Consider the following 20,552-nt stretch of genomic DNA (forward strand, 5'->3'; position numbering starts at 1 on the left):
TGCCGGCCTGCTCACCGAGCGCCAGGTCACCACCCATCACGAGCTGCTGGCCGACCTGGCGCTGATGGCACCCGGCGCCCGCGTGCTGCCCAACCGCGTGTTCGTGTGCGACGGTCCGGTCTGGAGCAGCGCCGGCATCACCGCCGGCATTGACCTGGCGCTGCACCTGATCGCCGAACGCCAGGGCGAAGGCCTGGCCTCGGCCGTCGCGCAAGTCATGGTGGTGTTCCACCGCCGCGGCAGCGAAGACCCGGAACGCTCGCCACTGCTGGCTGGCCGCCGCCACCTGCATCCCGCCGTGCACGCGGTGCAAAACGCAGTGGTCGACGCCCCCGGCGAAGACTGGACCCTGGACCGCATGGCCGCCCTGGCCCATGTCACGCCTCGCCACTTGTCGCGGCTGTTCCAGCAACACGCCGGCCTGTCGCCGCGCGAGCACGTGGAGCAAGTGCGCCTGGCGCTGGCAGTGGAAGCCAGGGCCGCCGGCCTGGCCGGCAAACAAGCGGCCGCGCTGGGCGGCTTCAGTTCGGAACGGCAGTGGCGCAGGGCACGTCAGCGGTCGGCATCACCGGCGACTGCGAAGCGGGCGCCAGCGTAAGCGGTTCAGGCATGCGCCGCGCTACCGGCAGACAAGCCCTCAGCCGGGTCCAGCAAGCCACGCGCCTGCAGGTCCAGTCCCAGTTGCTCGGCACTGGTGAACAACACGGCAGGCAGGCCCAGCGCGTTGGCGGCAGTGAGGTTGATCGGGTGATCGTCGATGAACAAGGCTTGCTCGGGCCGCAGGCCGAAGCGCGTCAGCGCGAGTTTGAACACTTCAGCGTCTGGCTTGCCCATCTTCACCTCTGACGAAAACACGCCGTCTTCGAACCAGCCGAGGAAGTCGTGTGTGCGGCGCAGGTGTTCGGCATACGGGGCCGGCATGTTGGACAGGAAGAACAGCCGGTGGCCGGCCTCTTTGAGCGCACGCAGCACGGCCACAGTGCCGGGTTGGGGCGTCAGGTAACCGGGCACCGCGTCAACCACGGCCCGCACTTCCGCTTCCGCCAGATCGGTGCGGGCCGCGATGCGCCGAACAAGCTCGGCAACGTCGATCAAGCCGCTGTCGAACGCGCCCCAGTCGCCCTCGTACTGCTGGAAGAACTGCAGCTTCCAGTGTTCGGCATCGGCGGCATTGCGAACGCGGTCCGCCAGCACCAGGGCCAGCAGTTCGGCCGGGTTCCAGCGGAACAGCACGCCACCGAAGTCAAAAATGACGGCGGGCCTGACCGCGGATTCAGCCACGTCCAATTCAGCCACGCAGCTTGGCCAGCAAGCCGGCGGTGGAGCCGTCGAGGCCGGCAGCATCGCCGCTGCCAAAACGTGGCAGCAGTTGGCTGCACAAGGCCTTGCCCAGCTCCACGCCCCATTGGTCGAAGCTGTTGATGCCCCAGATCGCGCCGCTGACGAACACGCGGTGTTCGTACAGCGCGATCAGCGCGCCCAGGGCACTGGGCGTCAAGGCGTCCAGCATCAACGTGCTGCTGGGCCGGTTGCCGGGGAAGCTGCGGTGATGGGAGAGGACTTCGCGGTCCAAGGTCTTGGACGCGGTGGGGGCGGACTCGGTGGCCGCTTCGGCCGCGGTCATGCCTAGCATCAGCGCCTGGCTCTGGGCCAGGCAGTTGGCCAGCAGCTTGGTGTGCAGGTCCGCGTGCGGATGGCTGGGCGTTTTCACGGCGATGAATTCGACCGGGATCACATCGGTGCCCTGGTGCAGCATCTGGAAGTAGGCGTGCTGGCCATTGGTGCCAGGCTCGCCCCAGACGACCGGGCTGGTGCCATAGGGCAAGGCCTGGCCGGCCATGTCCACGCACTTGCCGTTGGACTCCATTTCCAGCTGCTGCAGGTAGGCCGGAAAGCGCTTCAAGCCCTGGTGGTAGGGCGCGACCGAGCGGCTGGTGAAGCCGTGGAAGTTGCGGTACCAGACGTCCAGCAGGCCGAGCTGGACCGGCAGGTTGTCGGCCAGCGGGGCTTCGGCGAAGTGGCTGTCCATCGCGTGCGCACCGGCCAGGAAGGCGCGGAAGTTTTCGCTGCCAATGCCAATGGCGATCGGCAGGCCAATGGCGCTCCAAAGCGAATAACGCCCGCCGACCCAGTCCCAGAAACCGAAGGTCTCGGTGACGCCGAACTTGGCGGCGGCTTCGAGGTTGGTGGTGACGCCAACGAAGTGCTTTGCAATGTCCTGCCCGCCCTGGGCGATGAACCATTCGCGGGCGACCGCGGCGTTGGCCATGGTCTCCTGCGTCGTGAAGGTCTTGGACGCGATGATGAACAGCGTGCGCTCGGGGCGCAGCTGGGACAGCACCGGCGTGATGTCGTGGCCGTCGACGTTGGAGACGAAGTGCAGCCGCAGCCCCGGGTGCGAATACGCCTGCAGCGCCGGCATCGCCATCTGCGGGCCGAGATCCGAGCCGCCGATGCCGATGTTGACGATGTCGGTGATGCCGCTGGTCGCCACATCCCGCACGCGCTCGGCAAAGGCCAGCATGCGGTCCAGCACCTCGTGCACCTCGGCGCTGAACAGGCCCTGGCCACGCGGGGCGCGCAGCGCGGTGTGCAAGACAGCCCGGCCTTCGGTGCTGTTGATCGGCTCGCCGGCCAGCATGGCATCCCGCCGCGCGGGCAATTGGCAAGCTTCGGCCAGTTCGACCAGCAAGCGGCGCGTGGTCGCGTCCCACCGGTTCTTGGACAGGTCGGCAAACACCTCCGGCGCCTGCACGCTGAACCCTGCGAAGCGGCCAGCGTCACGGGCAAAGGCTTCGCGCAGGTCGAGGCCGCGGCCATGGGCCTGGAAGTGGCCTTGCAGCGCCGTCCAGGCAATCGTCTGGTCGCAGCGGGGGGCGGCGGCTGCGCTCATTGCAGGCCCACGATCAGCTGGTCGAGCTTGGCAGCGTCCACGGCAAAGGCGCGGATGCCTTCGGCCAGCTTCTCGGTGCCCATCGCGTCCTCGTTGAGCGCGTAGCGGAAGCTGCTTTCCTGGTAGCTGACGGCGTGCAGATCGGTGGCAGCCTCGGCCAGGGCCGGCGTGAGCGCGGCCTGCAGCGGCGCGTCGCTGGCCTGCAGCTGGGCCAGCAGGTCCGGGCTGATGGTCAGCAGGTCGCAGCCGGCCAGCGCAGTGATCTGGCCGACGTTGCGGAAGCTCGCGCCCATGACCTCGGTCTTGATGCCGAACTTCTTGTAGTAGCGGTAGATGTGGCTGACCGAGCGCACGCCGGGGTCGTTGGCGCCAGCCATCGCGGCCTCGTCCCAGCTGGCTCCGGCCTGCTTTTTGTACCAGTCGTAGATGCGACCGACGAAGGGCGAGATCAGCTGGATGCCGGCTTCGCCGCAGGCCACGGCCTGGCAGAAGCTGAACAGCAGCGTCAGGTTGCAATGGATGCCGGACTGCTCCAGCGCCTTGGCCGCCTGGATGCCTTCCCAGGTCGCGGCGATCTTGATCAGCACGCGTTCGCGGGCAATGCCGGCAGCCTCGTACAGGCCGATCAGGTAGTGGGCACGGGCGATGGTGGCCGCGGTGTCGAAGGACAGGCGGGCGTCGACTTCGGTCGAGACCCGGCCCGGCACGACCTTCAGGATCTCCAGGCCGAAGCGCACCAGCACCTGGTCGACGATGCGGTCCAGCGGCTCGCCGCGGTGCGCGGCGACGGTGTCGCGGAGCAGCGGCGCGTAGTCCGCGTTTTGCACGGCCTTCAGGATCAGCGAAGGGTTGGTGGTCGCGTCGCGTGGCGCGTATTGCGCCATCTGCTTGAAGTTGCCGGTGTCGGCAACGACGGTGGTGAAAGCCTTGAGTTGGTCGAGCTGGTTCATCAGAGGGGCCGACGCGCGAAGGGCGCGCCACGGCAGTTGCAATTAGACCGCGATTGCGTGACGCGGCAAGTACGTTTCGGTTACGTTCCGACGCTGTGGACGCATGCAAGACAGGTGCCGCCAGCCGGTCCTGGCCTCCCTGGCAGGCCGGATTGACCGGTCCAAGAAACTCATGCATCATGAACCAGGTAATTAAATTACACATCCACTCCCATGTCTTTCGACCTCGTGTTTTTTGGCGGCACCGGCGACCTCACCTGGCGCAAGCTGATGCCCGCACTGTTCCAGGCCTTCCGTCATGGCAAGCTGCCAGCCGGCGGCCGCATCCTGGCGGTGGCGCGAGATGAACGCAGCGACGACGATTACCGCAGCTTCATCAAGGAGCGCTTCGCCGAAGTCGAAAGCTCGAAGCGGCCGAGCGATGAGGAGTTCGCCCGCTTTGCCGACCTGCTGCATTACCGGCGCATGGACCTGTCCAAGCCCGAGGACTACGCCGGCCTGAAGCAATGGCTGGACGCGCGCAGTGCCGAAACCGTGGTGCTGTACCTGGCGACCAGCCCGTACCTGTTCCCGGTGATCTGCGAACAGCTGGGCGCTGCCGGGCTGAACGAAGAACGGGTGCGCGTGGTGCTGGAAAAACCGTTGGGCCACGACCTGGCGAGCGCGCAGGAAATCAACCGCGTGGTGCGCTCGGTGTTCAACGAGCGCCAGGCCTTCCGCATCGATCACTACCTGGGCAAGCCTTCGGTGCAGAACCTGATGGCGCTGCGTTTTGCGAATGCGCTGTTCGAGCCGCTGTGGCGCCGCGAGAGCATTGCCAACATCCAGATCACGCTGGCCGAGTCCATCGGCGTGGGCACGCGCGGGGACTTCTACGACCGCACCGGTGCGCTGCGCGACATGATCCAGAACCATGCGCTGCAGTTGCTGACGATGATCGCAATGGAGCCGCCGTCGACCAACGACGCCGACGCCATCCGCGACGAGAAGCTCAAGGTATTGAAGTCCCTCAAGCCCTTCACGCCCGACAGCGTGACGCGCGACGTGCTGCGCGGCCAGTACAAGGCCGGCACGGTGGACGGCAAACCGGTGCCCGGCTACCTGGACGAAGTGAAGGTGCCGAAAAACAGCAGCTGCGAAACCTTCGTGGCGCTGCGCACCGAGGTGCAGAACTGGCGCTGGGCCGGCGTGCCCTTCTACCTGCGCACCGGCAAGCGGCTGGCCGCACGGGACGCACAGATCGTCGTCAACTTCCGCCCGGTGCCGCACCCGATCTTTGCCAGCAACGGCCGCGCGAACAAGCTGGTGATCAACCTGCAGCCGGAAGACGGGCTGGAGCTGCACCTGCTGGCCGCCAAGGGCTCCGGCCCGGCCGAGCAGTTGGCGCCGGTGTCACTGGACCTGGACTTCGACAAGGCCTTCCCCTCCGAGCGAGTGGGCGCCTACGAACGCCTGCTGCTGGACGCGATTGCCGGTCGGCTGAACCTCTTCGTGCGCAGCGACGAGCAGGAACAGGCCTGGCGCTGGGTCGAGCCCATCCTGGACGCCTGGGAGGGCAACCCCAGCGACCTGAAGACCTACGCCGCTGGCGGCTGGGGCCCCGCTGCAGCGAGCGCATTGGTCGCGCGAGACGGTTTCGCCTGGGCCGAAGAGCAGTGATCTGAAAAGAGGTGAGGACATGCCGATGAACCTCGCCCAACCCGAGCCACAGCTAACCAGGTCACCCATCATGCTGGACCGCATCCGAGCCTCCATCCCTGCGCTGCCGCCCGCCGAGCAGCGGGTCGCCAAGCTGGTGTTGCAGGACCCGCGCAGCTTTTCGTCGATGCCGGTGGGCGAGCTGGCCGAGCGCTCGCATGTCAGCAAACCGACCGTGGTGCGCTTCTGCCGCAGCGTGGGCTATGACGGGCTGGCCGACTTCAAGCTGAAGCTGGCCGGCACGGTCAACGAAGGCGTGCCGTTTGTGCACCGTTCGGTGGATGAGGATGACAAGCCGGGTGACCTGATCGTCAAGGTGATCGACAACGCCGTGGCGGCGATGCTGAAGTACCGCAATGACGCGACCAGCCACGCTTTCGAGCGCGCACTGGTCGCGCTGACGACGACGGCGCAGGCCAAGGGCCGGGTCGAGTTCTACGGCGTGGGCAACTCCGGCATCGTAGCCCAGGACGCGCAGCACAAGTTCTTCCGCCTGGGCGTCAACGCCGTGGCGATGAGTGACGGTCATGTGCAGATCATGAGCGCGACGATGCTGAAGGCCGAGGACTGCGCCGTCATCATCAGCAACTCGGGCCGCAGCAAGGACCTGATCGACGTGGCCGAGATCGCGCTGCGCAAGGGTGCGACGCTGATCGTCATCACCGCCAGCAGTTCGCCGCTGGCCCAGCTGGCGCAGAACCAGAACCAGATCCTGCTGGCGGCCGACCATCCGGAAGACTACGACCGCTACAGCCCAATGGTCTCGCGCATGCTGCACCTGATGATCATCGACATCCTGACCACTGGCGTGGCCCTGCGCCTGGGCCAGGCCCAGCGGCCGGTGCTGCAGGAGATCAAGCGTAACCTGCGCATGCGGCGCTACGCGCAGCCGGAATAGCGCAGGCCCGAAAGGCACAACGGCCGCACGAACCTGAGGTCCGCGCGGCCGTTGGCCGTTTGGAACAGCAAACTCAGTGCGCCTGCAGCCCCAGCAGGTCCTGCACACCGTACAAGGTGGCCAGCTCGACCAGCCGGGCCGGCGCGTTCAGCACCGCGAAGCGCCGCTGCTGGGCCTCGGCACTGCGCCGGCAGGCCAGCAGCACCGCCAGCGTGGCTGAATCGATGTGCGTCAGCGCAGCGGCGTCCACCTCGATCACCGGCTCGGTGCTGGCTGCGATCGCGGGCGTCAGCGAGGCCAGCGTGGCGCGCGCTTCACGCAGCGTCAGGTGGGCGGGCAAGGCAATCATGCGAGATCAGCCCTTGGAACCGGCTGCCGCCTTGTTCTTCTCGGCCAGCTTGGCGATCAGGCCATCGACGCCGCTGGTGCCGATTTCCTGCGCGAAGCTGCTCTTGTACTGCTCGACCAGCCAGACGCCCAGCACGTTGACGTCATAGATCTTCCAGCCCGCAGCCGTCTTCTCCAGCCGGTAGTCCAGCTGGATCGGCTCGCCCTTGCCCTTGATCTCGGTGCGCACGACGACTTCGGTGTCTTCGGCCGCAGCGCGATAAGGCTTCAGGCCCACGGTCTGGTCCCTGACCTGGGTCAGCGCGCCAGCATAGGTGCGCACCAGCAGGATCTTGAACTCGTCCTGCAGGCGCTTTTGCTGTTCCGGCGTGGCGGTGCGCCAGTGGCGGCCCACGGCCGAGGCGGTCATGCGCTGGAAGTTGACGTTGGGCATCACTTTCGCGTCGACCAGGGCAACGATCTTGCTGACGTCGCCAGCCTGGATCGCCTTGTCTGACTTCACCGTGTCGATGACCTCGGTGGACAAATCCTTGATCAGCGCATCGGGCGCGGTGGCTTGGGCGAACACGGCGGTGGAGACGAGGGCCGAGGCGGCCACGGTGATCACGATTGCGGCGCGCGGGAACAGAGCGAACGACATGCCTGGATTTCCTTTCAGCGGGCGGACAGCCCGGTCAGTGCTTGCAGTCAACGCCCGGGCCCGGCTTCCAGCCGACGCGAGAGACGTGACGAGTTGTGTGTGCCTCAGGGCTTGGCCGGCACAGGTGCGCCATCGGCGTCGCTGTCGTCCGGCTCTTCCGGCGGGTTGCCGTCGTAGACCTGGTTGCGGCGGCGGGCCAGGTAGGCGTCGCGCAGGAAGCTGTACTTGTCGAGCGCGATCGAGTCCAGCATCTGGCCCGCGTCCAGCAGCGACGCGCGGGTGCTGATCACGTTCAACACGCCGACGCCCAGCGACACGTTCGAGTCGTCGATGAAATAGGTCGGGCCGAAGTAGATGTTGGCCGGCGTCGCGGCCGCGTCGCGCACGGTCGACGGGCCGAGCAGCGGCAGCACCAGGTACGGCCCCGGCGGCACGCCCCAGCGGCCCAGCGTCTGGCCGAAATCTTCACTCTGACGCTCCAGGCCCATGTCGGTGGCCGGATCAAAGATGCCGCCCATGCCGATGATGGAGTTGCTCAGCACCCGCATCGTCATGCGCGCCGTGCCCTCGATCTTGCCCTGCAGCAGGTTGTTGACCGTGGACCAGACATCGCCCAGATTGCCCAGCACGTTCTCGACGCCGGTACGCACCAGCTCCGGCACGACCTTCTTGTAGCCCTCGGCCACCGGCTTGAGCAGGTGCGCGTCCAGGCTTTCGTTGAACGAGAACACGCCGCGGTTGAAGGACTCGAACGGGTCGCGCCTGTTCGGGGTCGGTGCCGAGGGCTTGTCACCGGGCTCGGTGTCACGGTCAGCCTGGGCCTCCGCGGGAACCGCACTCGCCGGCTCCGCTGCGGGCGCCGCCGCGGCGTCGGATGCAGCTGGTGCTGGCGCCGGTGCGGTCTGCTGTGCGTCCGCCTCGGCTGGCGCGACCTGCTGCGTGTCCGTTGCGGGCGTGGCCTGAATGTCCTGCGACTGCTGGCTTTCGGAGGGCTCGGCGGCAACCGCGATGTCGTCCTCGCCCGCATGCGCGGCCAGGCTCAACACCAGCAGCGCGGCGGCAAGGCCGCTGCGGCGTGTCGTCATGCTCATTTGGAATCCCCTGCACTGTCGGCGCCCGCATCGGCCGCCTTGTTGAACAAGAACTGTCCGATCAGGTTTTCCAGCACCACGGCTGACTGGGTCTGCTTGATCACGTCACCCGCGGCCAGGTTCTTGTCATCTGCCCCCGGCTCGATGCCCACGTACTGGTCACCCAGCAGGCCGGCCGTCAGGATCTTGGCCGATGAGTCCTTGGGGAACTGCACGCCCTTGTTGATTTCCAGCGTCACCAGGCCCTGGTAGGTGGCCGGGTCCAGCGTGATGGACTTGACCCGTCCGACGTTGACGCCGGCCGAACGCACAGGCGCGCGTGGCTTGAGGCCGCCGATGTTGTCAAAGCGGGCCTTGACCTGGTAGCCCTCGGTGCTGGAGAAGCTGGCCAGGTTGGCCGCCTTCAGGGCCAGGAAAACGATGGCGGCGGCGCCAAGCAGCACAAACAGGCCAACCAGGATTTCGATGCTTTTCTTGTTCATAAACAGTTCTTTCGTGCTCCCGCCTTGGGCATGGGATTCGACATGCAGCTCAAGGGGTGGAGAACATCAGGGCGGTCAGCAGGAAGTCCATCGCCAACACACCCAGGGAAGCAATCACGACGGTGCGCGTGGTCGCATGGGCCACGCCTTCAGGCGTGGCCTGGCTTTCATAGCCCTGGTACAGCGCCACCGAAGTGCAGATCAAGCCGAACACGCAGGACTTGACGACGCCGTTGCCCACGTCGCGAAACACGTCCACCCGCGACTGCATGATGGACCAGAAGTTGCCAGCGTCCACGCCGATCAGCAACACCGCAACGACATAGGCGCCGAGGATGCCGATGGCCGAGAACAGCGCGGCCAGCAGCGGCATCGAGATGATGCCGCCAAGGAAACGCGGCGCCAGCACGCGAGCACGCGGGTCGATCGCCATCATCTCCATCGCCGCCAGTTGCTCGCCGGCCTTCATCAGGCCGATCTCGGCCGTCAGCGAAGTGCCGGCCCGGCCAGCGAACAGCAGCGCGGCGACCACCGGCCCCAGCTCGCGAACCAGTGCCAGGTTGACGATCAGGCCCAGCGACTCGGCCGCCCCGTAGGTCACCAGCGCGTAGTACATCTGCAGCGCCAGCACGAAGCCGACCGCCATGCCCGAGGCCAGGATGATGACCAGCGAACGGTTGCCGATGGCGTGCAACTGCGTGACGACCAGCCCGAAGCGTCGCAGCGCCGCCGGCAGGAAGCGGATCAGGTCGAACAGGAAGAAGGTCGCATGACCCAGCGACTGCAGCACGCGCAACGTGGCGGCGCCCAGGCGCGCAACGAGGTCCATCACAGCGTGGCCCCCTGCGTGTCGGCGGCCGGTGCTGCCAGGCCCAGCTGCTCGGCCAAGGGCGCAGCCGGGTAGTGGAAGCGCACCGGCCCGTCGGGCTCGCCGCGGATGAACTGGCGCACTTCCGGCTCTTCGGACTGACTCAGCTCGGCCGGCGTGCCATGTGCCACGACCCGGCCGCCAGCGGCCATCAGGTAAGCGTAGTCGGCGATCAGGAAACACTCCTGCACGTCATGCGAGACCATCAGCGTGGTCGCGCCGGTGGCGTCGTTGAGCTTGCGAATCAGGTTGGCCGTCACGCTCATCGAGATCGGGTCCAGCCCGGCGAACGGCTCGTCATACATGATGACTTCCGGGTCCAGCGCCACCGCGCGAGCCAGCGCGATGCGCCGCGCCATGCCGCCCGACACCTCGCTGATGCGCAGCGCCGCAGCGCCGCGCAGGCCCACCGCGTTGAGCTTCATCAGCACGATGTCGCGGATCATTTCTTCGCTCAAGCCGCCATGCTCGCGCAGCGGGAAGGCCACGTTCTCGAACACGCTGAGGTCGGTGAACAAGGCGCCGAACTGGAACAACATGCCCAGCCTGCGGCGCAGCCGGTACAGCTGGGCCTTGTCGCGCACGTTGACTTCTTCGCCGTCGAACACCACCCGGCCGCTGTCGACGGCATGCACGCCGCCAATCAGGCGCAGCAGCGTGGTCTTGCCGCAGCCCGAGCCGCCCAGGATGGCGGTGACCTGGCCACGCTGGAAATTCAGCGACACGTCGTTCAGGATGCGCCGGCTCGGGTCGTAGCCAAACGTGACGTGGTCGATCTCAATCAATGCTTGGGACAAAGGCAAGCGCGGCCACCAGGACCGGACTCAAAGGGGTTGAAGACAAGAGGGGCCACGCGCAGCCAATGGCTGGGGACCGGAAAGTCAATGCGTAGGATACCGGATCTTGGCGTTTCGCCTGTGGCGCGGGGGTTTCCGGCGTGTGATACCGGGTTCAACCTGAAATGCCCGGCTGCTGAGCCTCTGTCGTTGGCGTCGCACGCAAGTCCCGTTGCCAATGCAATACCTCGGCGGCGCTGAAAGCGCGAAGACCCCGCCAACCATCGGTCGGCAGGGTCTTCTCAGTGGGAAAAGCGACTCTGGTCAGCGCGGCAGTTCGCTGTGGCCCATCAGGAATTCGTCCACCGAGCGCGCGGCCTGCCGGCCTTCGCGAATGGCCCAGACCACGAGCGACTGGCCGCGGCGCATGTCGCCTGCGGCGAACACTTTCTCGACCGAGGTGCGGTAGCCGTGGTGCGCCTCAGTGGTGGCCTTGGCATTGCCACGGTTGTCCTTGTCCACGCCAAAGGCTTCGAGGATGGTGCCGACCGGGTTCACGAAACCCATGGCCAGCAGCGCCATGTCAGCCTTCAGCAACTGCTCGCTGCCCGGCACTTCGACCATCTTGCCGCCCTGCCATTCGACACGAACCGTCTTCAGGCCGGTCAGCTTGCCTTTCTCGCCCACAAACTCCTTGGTGGCGATGGCGAACTCGCGCTGGCAGCCTTCCTCGTGGCTGGACGAGGTGCGCAGCTTGTACGGCCAATACGGCCAGGTCAGGGGCCGGTCTTCCTGCTCCGGCGGCGTGGGCATCAGCTCGAACTGGGTGACGCTGGCCGCGCCATGGCGGTTGCTGGTGCCCACGCAGTCGGAGCCGGTGTCGCCGCCACCGATCACGATGACGTGCTTGCCTTCGGCGCGCAGTTGACCCTTGAGCTTGTCACCGGCGTTGACCTTGTTCTGCTGAGGCAGGAACTCCATCGCGAAGTACACACCTTCGAGGTCGCGGCCGGGCACCGGCAGGTCGCGGCTCTGCTCGGCGCCGCCGGCCAGCAGCACCGCGTCGAACTCGGCCTTCAGCTGCTCGGCGCTGACGGTCTCCTTGGCCCAGTTGGTGACCTTGCTACCCTTGGGCAGCGCGCCGACCATCACGCCGGTGCGGAAGACCACGCCCTCGGCTTCCATCTGCTTGACGCGGCGGTCGATGTGCGTCTTCTCCATCTTGAAGTCGGGAATGCCGTAGCGCAGCAGGCCGCCCACGCGGTCATTCTTCTCGAACACCACCACGTCATGCCCGGCACGCGCGAGCTGCTGCGCCGCGGCCAGGCCAGCCGGGCCGGAGCCGACCACCGCCACGCGCTTGTCGGTCTTGTGCTTGGCTGGCTGCGGCGCCACCCAGCCTTCGGCCCAGGCACGGTCGATGATGGCGTGCTCGATGGACTTGATGCCCACCGCGTCGTCATTCACGTTCAGCGTGCAGGCGGCTTCGCAGGGCGCCGGGCAGATGCGGCCGGTGAACTCGGGAAAGTTGTTGGTGCTGTGCAGCACCCGGATCGCATTGCGCCAGTCGTTGCGGAAGACCAGGTCGTTGAAGTCCGGGATGATGTTGTTGACCGGGCAGCCGTTGTTGCAGAACGGCGTGCCGCAGTCCATGCAGCGTGCGCTCTGGACCTTGGCGTCATCGCTCTTCAAGCCGATGACAAATTCCTTGTAGTTCTTCAGGCGTGACTCGACCGGCAGGTAGCCCTCTTCGAGCCGGTCGTACTCCATGAAGCCAGTGACTTTTCCCATGATGTTTGATTCCTAGCTTGCTGCGGCTGGCTTATTTGGCGGGGACAGACTTGGAGGCTTCAACAGCCTTTGCCTTGGTCACCACTTCGCTGGCTTGTTGCTTAGCATGCATCTCGCCCAGCGCGCGCTTGTACTCGTGCGGGAAGACCTTGACGAACTTGGCGCGCGATTCGGCCCAGTGGTCCAGGATGTCGCGGGCGCGCAGGCTGCCGGTCCAGCGGTGGTGGTCCTCGATCAGTTTCTTCAGCGTGGCTTCGTCGGTCTTGCCGCGATGGAACAGCGCCTTGTCGGTACCGCCCTCCTGCTCGGCGGCCGGCAGCACCTTGTCCAGCGCCACCATCGCGGTGTTGCAGCGTTCGGCGAACTTGCCGTCTTCGTCGTAGACGTAAGCCACGCCACCGGACATGCCGGCTGCGAAGTTGCGCCCAGTCACACCCAGCACGGCAACAGTGCCGCCGGTCATGTATTCGCAACCGTGGTCGCCCGTGCCTTCGACCACCGCGGTGGCGCCCGACAGGCGAACCGCGAAGCGCTCGCCGGCCACGCCGCGGAAGAAGGCCTCGCCGCTGGTGGCACCGATCAGCGCGGTGTTGCCGACGATGATGTTGCGGCTGGCGTCGCCGCGGAAATCGATGCTGGGGCGCACCACGACCCGGCCGCCAGACAGGCCCTTGCCGGTGTAGTCATTGGCCTCGCCGATCAGGTACAGCGTGATGCCGGGCGCCAGGAAAGAAGCAAAGCTCTGGCCGCCGGTACCTTCCATCTGGATGAAGACGGTGTGATCCGGCAGGCCTTCTGGGCGGTGGCGGATCAGTTCGCCGGAGAGCATGGCGCCAACGGTGCGGTTGACGTTGCGCGTGTCCTCCATGAACTGGACCTTCTCGCCCTTTTCGATCGCGGCGCGGCACTTCTCGATCAGCTTGCGGTCCAGCGCGCGGTCCAGGCCATGGTCCTGCGACTCGACATGGAAGCGCGGCACCTCGGCCGGCACCTTGGGCAGGTGGAACACGCGGCTGAAGTCCAGGCCCCTGGCCTTCCAGTGGCCGATGGCCTTCTTGGTGTCCAGCAGGTCGGCGCGGCCGATCAGCTCGTCGAACTTGCGGATGCCCAGCTGGGCCATGATGCTGCGGGCTTCTTCGGCAACGAAGAAGAAGAAGTTCACCACGTGCTCAGGCTTGCCAGCGAACTTCTTGCGCAGCACCGGGTCCTGCGTGGCCACGCCCACCGGGCAGGTGTTCAGGTGGCACTTGCGCATCATGATGCAGCCTTCGACCACCAGCGGCGCGGTGGCGAAGCCGAATTCGTCGGCACCCAGCAGTGCGCCGATGATGACGTCGCGACCGGTCTTCATCTGGCCGTCTGCCTGCACGCGCACGCGGCCGCGCAGCCGGTTCAGCACCAGGGTCTGTTGCGTCTCGGCCAGACCCAGTTCCCACGGCGAGCCGGCATGCTTGATGGACGACCAGGGCGATGCACCGGTGCCGCCGTCATGCCCGGCGATCACGATGTGATCGGCCTTGCACTTGGTCACGCCCGCGGCAATCGTGCCCACGCCGACCTCCGACACCAGCTTGACGCTGATGCTGGCCCGCGGGTTCACATTCTTCAGGTCGTGGATGAGCTGCGCCAGGTCCTCGATCGAGTAGATGTCATGGTGCGGCGGCGGGCTGATGAGGCCCACGCCCGGCACCGAGTGGCGCAGGCGGCCGATGTACTCGGTCACCTTGCCACCCGGCAGCTGGCCGCCTTCGCCGGGCTTGGCGCCCTGGGCCATCTTGATCTGGATCTGGTCGGCAGAGACCAGGTATTCGGTCGTGACGCCGAAGCGGCCGGAAGCAACCTGCTTGATGCGCGAGCGCAGGCTGTCGCCGTCCTTCAGCGTGTAGTCGGACTCGATCACGTCGGCGCCCACCACGTCGGACACCTTGGTGCCAGCGTTGATGGGGATGCCCTTCAACTCGTTGCGATAACGCGCAGGGTCTTCACCGCCTTCGCCGGTGTTGCTCTTGCCGCCGATGCGGTTCATCGCGATGGCCAGCGTCGAATGGGCCTCGGTGGAGATGGAGCCCAGCGACATCGCGCCGGTCGCGAAGCGCTTGACGATGTCGGCCGCCGATTCGACCTCTTCCAGCGGAATGGCCTTGCTCGGGTCAAACTTGAACTCGAACAGGCCACGCAGCGTCAGGTGGCGGCGACTCTGGTCGTTGATCAGCTGGGCGTATTCCTTGTAGGTGTCGAACTTGCCCGAGCGGGTGCTGTGCTGCAGCTTGGCAATCGCGTCGGGCGACCACATGTGGTCTTCGCCGCGGGTGCGCCAGGCGTATTCGCCGCCGGTCTCCAGCATGCCTTCGAGCAGCGGGTCTTCGCCGAACGCGGCGCGGTGATTGCGCAGCGCTTCTTCAGCCACTTCGAACACACCGATGCCTTCGACCTGCGTGGCCGTGCCGCGGAAGTACTTGGCGACCATGTCGCGGTTCAGGCCGATGGCCTCGAATAGCTGGGCGCCACAGTAGGACATGTAGGTCGACACGCCCATCTTGGACATGATCTTCGACAGGCCCTTGCCGATGGCCTTGACGTAGTTGTAGATCGCCTTGTCGGTCGAAAGATCAGCCGGCAGGTCGGCGTGCATCGCCGTCAGCGTCTCCAGCGCCAGGTACGGGTGCACGGCTTCCGCGCCGTAGCCCGCCAGCACCGCGAAGTGATGCACCTCGCGCGCCGAACCGGTCTCGACGACCAGGCCGGCCGTCGTGCGCAGGCCCTCGCGCACCAGGTGGTGGTGCACGGCAGACAATGCCAGCAACGCGGGGATGGCCACGTGTTCGCGGTCCATCGCCCGGTCGGTGATGATCAGGATGTTGTGGCCGCTCTTCAGCGCGTCCACCGCTTCGGCGCACAGCGAAGCCAGCTTGGCCTCGACGCCGGCCTTGCCCCAGGCCAGCGGGTAGGTGATCTTCAGCTCGTAGGGCTTGAACTTGCCGCTGGTGTGCGCCTCGATCGCGCGCAGCCGCGCCATGTCCTGGAAGTCCAGGATGGGCTGGGCCACTTCGAGGCGCATCGGCGGGTTCACCGCGTTGATGTCCAGCAGGTTGGGCTTGGGGCCGATAAAGCTGTTCAGAGACATCACGATGGCTTCGCGGATCGGGTCGATCGGCGGGTTCGTGACCTGGGCGAACAGCTGCTTGAAGTAGCTGTAGAGCGGCTTGTTCTTGTCCGACAGCACGGCGAGCGGCGAGTCGTTGCCCATCGAGCCGATGCCTTCTTCGCCGGCAATGGCCATCGGTGCCATCAGGAACTTGATGTCTTCCTGGGTGTAGCCAAAGGCTTGCTGGCGGTCCAGTAGCGCCTCGGTGAAGCTGGCCGGTGCGGCGGCCTGCGCGGCCGGCACTTCGTCCAGCTTGACGCGCACGTTGTCGATCCACTGGCGGTACGGGCGGGCGCTGGCGAACTGGTTCTTCAGCTCGCCGTCGTCCACGATGCGGCCCTGCTCCAGGTCGATCAGGAACATCTTGCCCGGCTGCAGGCGCCACTTCTTGACGATGCGGTTCTCGGGGATGGGCAGCACGCCGCTTTCCGAGGCCATGACCACCAGGTCGTCGTCGGTGACGATGTAGCGCGCCGGGCGCAGGCCGTTGCGGTCCAGCGTGGCGCCGATCTGCTTGCCGTCGGTGAAGACCATCGCAGCGGGGCCGTCCCAGGGCTCGATCATCGAGGCGTGGTACTCGTAGAAGGCCCGGCGGCGCGGGTCCATCTTCTCGTGCTGTTCCCAGGCCTCGGGGATCATCATCATCGCGGCCTGGGCGAGCGGGTAGCCGCTCATGGTCAGCAGCTCCAGCGCGTTGTCGAAGGTCGCGGTGTCGGACTGGCCTTCAAAGCTGATCGGGTAGAGCTTCTGCAGGTCGTCACCCAGCACCGGGGACTTCATCACGCCTTCGCGGGCGCGCATCCAGTTGAAGTTGCCCTTGACGGTGTTGATCTCGCCGTTATGCGCCACCATGCGGTACGGGTGCGCCAGTGGCCATTCCGGGAAAGTGTTGGTCGAGAAGCGCTGGTGCACCAGCGCCAGCGCCGAGACGGTGCGCGGGTCGGCCAGGTCCTTGTAGTACTTGCCGACCTGATCGGCCAGCAACAGGCCCTTGTAGATGATGGTGCGGCAGCTCATGCTGGGCACGTAGTACTCGCGGCTGTGCGTGAGCTTCAGGCGCTGGATGGCGGCGGACGCCGTCTTGCGGATCACGTAGAGCTTGCGCTCCAGCGCGTCCGGCACGATCACGTCCTGCCCGCGGCCGATGAAGACCTGGCGGATCACCGGCTCGGTGGTGCGCACGGTGGGCGACATCGGCATGTCGCGGTCCACCGGCACGTCGCGCCAGCCCAGCAGCACCTGGCCTTCGGCCTTGATGGCGCGCTCCAGTTCCTGCTCGCAGGCCAAGCGCGAAGCATGCTCCTTCGGCAGGAAGATCATGCCAACGCCGTATTCGCCCAGCGGCGGCAGCGCCACGCCTTGCGCGGCCATTTCGGCGCGGAAGAAGTCGTCCGGGATCTGGATCAGGATGCCGGCGCCGTCGCCCATCAGCTTGTCCGCGCCCACCGCGCCACGGTGGTCCAGGTTCTCCAGGATCTTCAGGCCCTGCTCGACGATGTGGTGTGCTTTCAACCCTTGGATGTGGGCCACAAAGCCGACACCGCAGGCGTCGTGCTCCTGCGCCGGGTCATACAAGCCGCCTTCGGCGAGCGCTTCGATTTCTTGGCGGGTAGGTCCCGTGGCGGCCTGGGTCATGGCGCAATCCTCGACGGTAGCTGGGGAATGCCCTAGTGTGCGCAATAACGCCTTGCCCTTCAAGTTCTATAAATTGGGGTCAGAGTCAATTAAACAGGCCACGACCCCGATGCAAGCATTTAAATAGGGACAGAGTCATCTGTCACAGCTGGCTTTCGTGGCCGACCACGCGACTTGGGGACCAAAGGCCGCGCCAGATCCTGTGCCAACTGCTGCATGAAACGTGGGCTGCCGAGCGGCTGCGCCTTCAACAGACTGCTCGTCAGGCGTTGCCGCTCGGATTCGGAAACCCCCTCTTCCAGCCATCGCCTGTAAGCCGCTTCTCGCTCGAAAGGCGTGTTGCCAAGCTGCCAGAACGCGGGATGGTCAGTCAACAACGGATCGCGGCGCTGCCCAAGGTGGTGCGCCATGCTGGACCATGGGTGGTCAAGCAAGCCCGAGACCAACCCGGCCCGATGCGGGTTGAGCTCGATGTAGCGCAGGCAGCTCAGCAGGTGGGTGTCCGCGTCGACCAGGTGGGAGCGAAAGCGGCCTTCCCAGAGCGTGCCTGAGCGCTGATGCTTGTGGTTGAACCAGCCCACATAGCGACGGCCAAGGCTTTGCATCATGCGGCTGAGGCCCTCGACTGTCTCGGGCGTGGCCAGCAGGTGCACGTGGTTGCTCATCAACACGTAGGCATGCACGGCCACTTTGTGCTCATGTGCCACGTCTCGCAGGATGTCCAGATAGCGCTGACGGTCAGCGCTGTCGATGAAGACGTCAGCGCGGTTGTGCCCGCGCTGGATCAGGTGATGCGGGTATCCCGCGACCGACATTCGAGGTTGGCGAGCCATGCCGGCAGTGTAAACAAATCGACTCCGACCCCATTTTTTTGGGGTCGGAGTGTCTGCGGCACAAGCTGGTGTCAGCGCTCCAGGAACACTTGCCTGCCGGTGAGGCGTTGGTGCTCCCGGGTGGCGAAGCGGTCGGTCATGCCGGCGATGTAGTCGGCAACGCGCCGGGGGCTGATGCCCTCCGTGGTCTCAGGCTCGCGGTGCTCTTCCGGTAACTGGCGGGGGTCGTCGAGGTAGGCGGCGAACAGCTCGGCAATGATGCGGCGACCCCGCTCGGTGGTGTCCATGACCTGCGGGTGGCGGTACAGCTCACGAAAGAGGAAGCGCTTGAGCTCGGCGCTGGCATGGCGCATGTCGGTCGTGAAGCGGATCAGGGCAGGATGCCGGCGCACCTCGTCGCAGGAAGCAGGCGCCGCGGTTGCGAGCGACGCCGACGCACTGGCAATCACGTCATAGACCTGGGCCGAGAGCATGCGTCGGATGACTTCCGCAAGCAGGCGGCGTGGCGCCTTGCCTGCCAGACCAGGATGGTCACGCTGGACTTCCTCGTCGAAACGGGCGAACAACCGAACCTCCCGCAAGGCGGCCAGGCTCAGCAAACCCGAGCGCACGCCATCGTCAATGTCGTGCGCGTTGTAGGCAATCTCGTCGGCCAGGTTGCACAGCTGCGCCTCCAGGCTGGGTTGCGTGCCGTCCAGGAACCGGCGCGCGACACCCGATGGTTCGCGGGCTTCGATCTGCTGGGCCAATGGCAACGGGCAGCGCTTCAGGATGCCCTCGCGCGTCTCCAGGCACAGGTTCAGACCATCCCATCCGGGGTAGCGCTGTTCCAACGCGTCCACCACCCGCAAGCTCTGCAGGTTGTGCTCGAAGCCGCCGTACTCGGCCATGCAATCGTTCAAGGCGTCCTGCCCTGCATGACCAAACGGCGTATGGCCCAGGTCATGCGCCAACGAAATGGCCTCCACCAGGTCTTCGTTCAGCCCGAGGCTGCGCGAAATGGAGCGCCCGAGCTGGGCCACCTCCAGCGAATGCGTCAGGCGCGTGCGGAACAGGTCGCCCTCGTGGTTGAGGAAGACCTGCGTCTTGTAGACCAGCCGGCGAAACGCGGTGCAATGCACGATGCGATCCCGGTCACGCTGGAAGTCGCTGCGTGTCGGCGCGGGTGGCTCGGCGACGCGCCGACCACCCGGACTGGTCGGAGGCACCGCGTAAACCGCCCGCAGCGGCGAACCCGGGCTGTCCGGAACACTCACGCGGAGCAAGCCTCCAAGGTCTGGCGCACCAATGCCTCCGGCGCTGGCCGCACCACGGCCGAACCGATGCGGTCGATCAGCACAAACCGGATGTCGCCGCCTTCGGCCTTTTTGTCCACGCGCATGTGCTGCATGTATTCGTCTACCGGCAGCTTGGGACCCAGCACGGGCAAGCCGGCTCGTTGCAACAGTGCCGACAACCGGACCTGAAATCCTACCGGCATCAACCCCAGTCGCTCGGACAAGTCCGCGGCCATCACCATGCCCGCGGCGACCGCTTCGCCGTGCAGCCAGACACCAAAGCCGAGACCGGCCTCGATGGCGTGGCCAAAGGTATGGCCAAAGTTGAGAATGGCACGCAGCCCGCCTTCCCGCTCGTCGGCCGCCACCACAGCCGCCTTGATTTCGCAGCTGCGACGCACCGCGTGCATCAGCGCATCCGGCTTGAGGGCAACCAGATCGTCGATGTGATCTTCGAGCCACCCCAGGAAAGCCGCATCGGCAATCGGCCCGTACTTGATGACTTCCGCCAACCCGGCAGCCACCTCGCGAGGCGGGAGTGTCTGCAAGGTGTCCACATCGCAGAAGACACGCAGCGGTTGATAAAACGCGCCGATCATGTTCTTGCCAAGCGGGTGATTGATGGCGGTCTTGCCTCCGACGGAAGAGTCCACCTGTGCCAGCAGCGTGGTCGGCACCTGCACGAAAGGCACGCCGCGCATGTAGCAAGCAGCGGCAAAGCCGGTCATGTCGCCAATCACGCCGCCGCCAAGCGCCACCAACACCGTTTTCCGATCACATTCGTGACCCAGCAATTGGTCGAAGATCAGGTTCAGCGTCTGCCAGGTCTTGTGATGCTCGCCGTCTGGCAAGGTCACCAGATGCACCTTGGCAAATCTATTTTTCAGCTGGGTTTGCACTGCAGCGGCATACAGCGGCGCGACGGTAACGTTGGTCACCAGCACTGCGGCGGAGGCACGCGGCAAATCGGACCAATGCTCTTCAGCCCGCAGCAGGCCAGAGCCGATCATCACGTCGTATGCACGATCACCCAGGCAGACTGGCACGCGGATCATCGGCAAATTAGAGGTCGCAGTCCTTGTTGGCATGCGGCAGTGTAAGCGTGGCCAATAGGTACGTATTCAGCCCCCTCACGAGGAAGTTGAGCGAGCAAGGGATGCCAAGCCCGAAGGCCATCAACCTGAAGGCGCGATCTGCGGTGGCGGTGACAGCAGACTTGGGTGGGGC

At 65.9% G+C, this 20,552-nt stretch carries 17 protein-coding genes; 3 read left to right on the plus strand and 14 right to left on the minus strand.

Annotated elements, in window-relative coordinates; genetic code table 11:
• On the plus strand, positions 1–598 hold a 598-nt coding region (locus FKP22_RS03780; RefSeq protein ID WP_141285322.1), incomplete at its 5' end, for a GlxA family transcriptional regulator.
• 5 nt (positions 599–603) lie between these two features.
• Here FKP22_RS03780 and FKP22_RS03785 read toward each other — a convergent pair.
• Genes FKP22_RS03785 through tal form a run of 3 tightly spaced genes read right to left on the minus strand, consistent with a single transcriptional unit; the run spans position 604 to position 3,843 of the window.
• A complete protein-coding gene (locus FKP22_RS03785) occupies positions 604–1,281 on the minus strand; it encodes an HAD family hydrolase (protein ID WP_231011959.1) in 678 nt (225 codons plus the stop codon).
• Positions 1,282–1,288: 7 nt separating this feature from the next.
• Entirely contained in the window at positions 1,289–2,893 is a 1,605-nt protein-coding gene (pgi, locus tag FKP22_RS03790) for a glucose-6-phosphate isomerase (protein ID WP_141285326.1), read from the minus strand.
• Complete coding sequence (gene tal, locus FKP22_RS03795; protein WP_141285328.1) at positions 2,890–3,843, minus strand: transaldolase; 954 nt, start codon at positions 3,841–3,843, stop codon at positions 2,890–2,892. Before tal ends, pgi begins: the two co-directional genes overlap by 4 nt.
• Before the next feature lie 213 nt (positions 3,844–4,056).
• Here tal and zwf point away from each other — a divergent pair, with 213 nt between their 5' ends.
• Both zwf and FKP22_RS03805 read left to right on the plus strand, forming a co-directional pair.
• Positions 4,057–5,502, plus strand: coding sequence for a glucose-6-phosphate dehydrogenase (zwf, locus tag FKP22_RS03800; protein ID WP_141285330.1), 1,446 nt, complete (start codon positions 4,057–4,059; stop codon positions 5,500–5,502).
• A 70-nt stretch (positions 5,503–5,572) separates the two neighbouring features.
• The gene (locus FKP22_RS03805) at positions 5,573–6,439 is read left to right on the plus strand and encodes a MurR/RpiR family transcriptional regulator (RefSeq protein WP_141285352.1); all 867 of its coding nucleotides are present in this window, start codon (positions 5,573–5,575) and stop codon (positions 6,437–6,439) included.
• Positions 6,440–6,512: 73 nt separating this feature from the next.
• On the opposite strand, the gene FKP22_RS03810 is transcribed toward FKP22_RS03805, so the two are convergent.
• From FKP22_RS03810 to aroB, 11 genes are all read right to left on the minus strand, one after another.
• Positions 6,513–6,788 carry an STAS domain-containing protein gene (locus FKP22_RS03810; RefSeq protein ID WP_141285332.1) on the minus strand — a complete coding sequence of 92 codons (276 nt, stop codon included), beginning with the start codon at positions 6,786–6,788 and terminating at the stop codon, positions 6,513–6,515.
• Positions 6,789–6,794: 6 nt separating this feature from the next.
• Positions 6,795–7,427, minus strand: coding sequence for an MlaC/ttg2D family ABC transporter substrate-binding protein (locus tag FKP22_RS03815; RefSeq protein WP_141285334.1), 633 nt, complete (start codon positions 7,425–7,427; stop codon positions 6,795–6,797).
• Between the two features lie 104 nt (positions 7,428–7,531).
• The gene (locus tag FKP22_RS03820; protein WP_141285336.1) at positions 7,532–8,518 is read right to left on the minus strand and encodes an MlaA family lipoprotein; all 987 of its coding nucleotides are present in this window, start codon (positions 8,516–8,518) and stop codon (positions 7,532–7,534) included.
• Complete coding sequence (mlaD, locus tag FKP22_RS03825; RefSeq protein WP_141285338.1) at positions 8,515–9,000, minus strand: outer membrane lipid asymmetry maintenance protein MlaD; 486 nt, start codon at positions 8,998–9,000, stop codon at positions 8,515–8,517. The genes FKP22_RS03820 and mlaD overlap by 4 nt, the downstream gene beginning before the upstream one ends.
• 49 nt (positions 9,001–9,049) lie before the next feature.
• Entirely contained in the window at positions 9,050–9,829 is a 780-nt protein-coding gene (gene mlaE / locus FKP22_RS03830) for a lipid asymmetry maintenance ABC transporter permease subunit MlaE (protein WP_141285340.1), read from the minus strand.
• The gene (locus FKP22_RS03835) at positions 9,829–10,671 is read right to left on the minus strand and encodes an ABC transporter ATP-binding protein (RefSeq protein WP_141285342.1); all 843 of its coding nucleotides are present in this window, start codon (positions 10,669–10,671) and stop codon (positions 9,829–9,831) included. The genes mlaE and FKP22_RS03835 overlap by 1 nt, the downstream gene beginning before the upstream one ends.
• A 297-nt stretch (positions 10,672–10,968) precedes the next feature.
• Positions 10,969–12,435: a glutamate synthase subunit beta gene (locus FKP22_RS03840; protein WP_141285344.1), complete on the minus strand. Its 1,467-nt coding sequence runs from the start codon at positions 12,433–12,435 to the stop codon at positions 10,969–10,971.
• A 31-nt stretch (positions 12,436–12,466) separates the two neighbouring features.
• Entirely contained in the window at positions 12,467–17,215 is a 4,749-nt protein-coding gene (locus tag FKP22_RS03845; protein WP_141285346.1) for a glutamate synthase-related protein, read from the minus strand.
• A 119-nt stretch (positions 17,216–17,334) separates the two neighbouring features.
• Complete coding sequence (locus tag FKP22_RS03850; RefSeq protein ID WP_141285348.1) at positions 17,335–18,048, minus strand: transposase; 714 nt, start codon at positions 18,046–18,048, stop codon at positions 17,335–17,337.
• 71 nt (positions 18,049–18,119) lie between these two features.
• A complete protein-coding gene (locus FKP22_RS03855) occupies positions 18,120–19,304 on the minus strand; it encodes a deoxyguanosinetriphosphate triphosphohydrolase (protein ID WP_375140557.1) in 1,185 nt (394 codons plus the stop codon).
• A complete protein-coding gene (aroB, locus tag FKP22_RS03860) occupies positions 19,301–20,413 on the minus strand; it encodes a 3-dehydroquinate synthase (RefSeq protein ID WP_141285350.1) in 1,113 nt (370 codons plus the stop codon). Before aroB ends, FKP22_RS03855 begins: the two co-directional genes overlap by 4 nt.
• Positions 20,414–20,552: the final 139 nt, after the last annotated feature.

This window comes from Ideonella azotifigens (genome assembly GCF_006519715.1).
GTDB classification, from domain to species: Bacteria; Pseudomonadota; Gammaproteobacteria; order Burkholderiales; family Burkholderiaceae_C; genus Ideonella; species Ideonella azotifigens.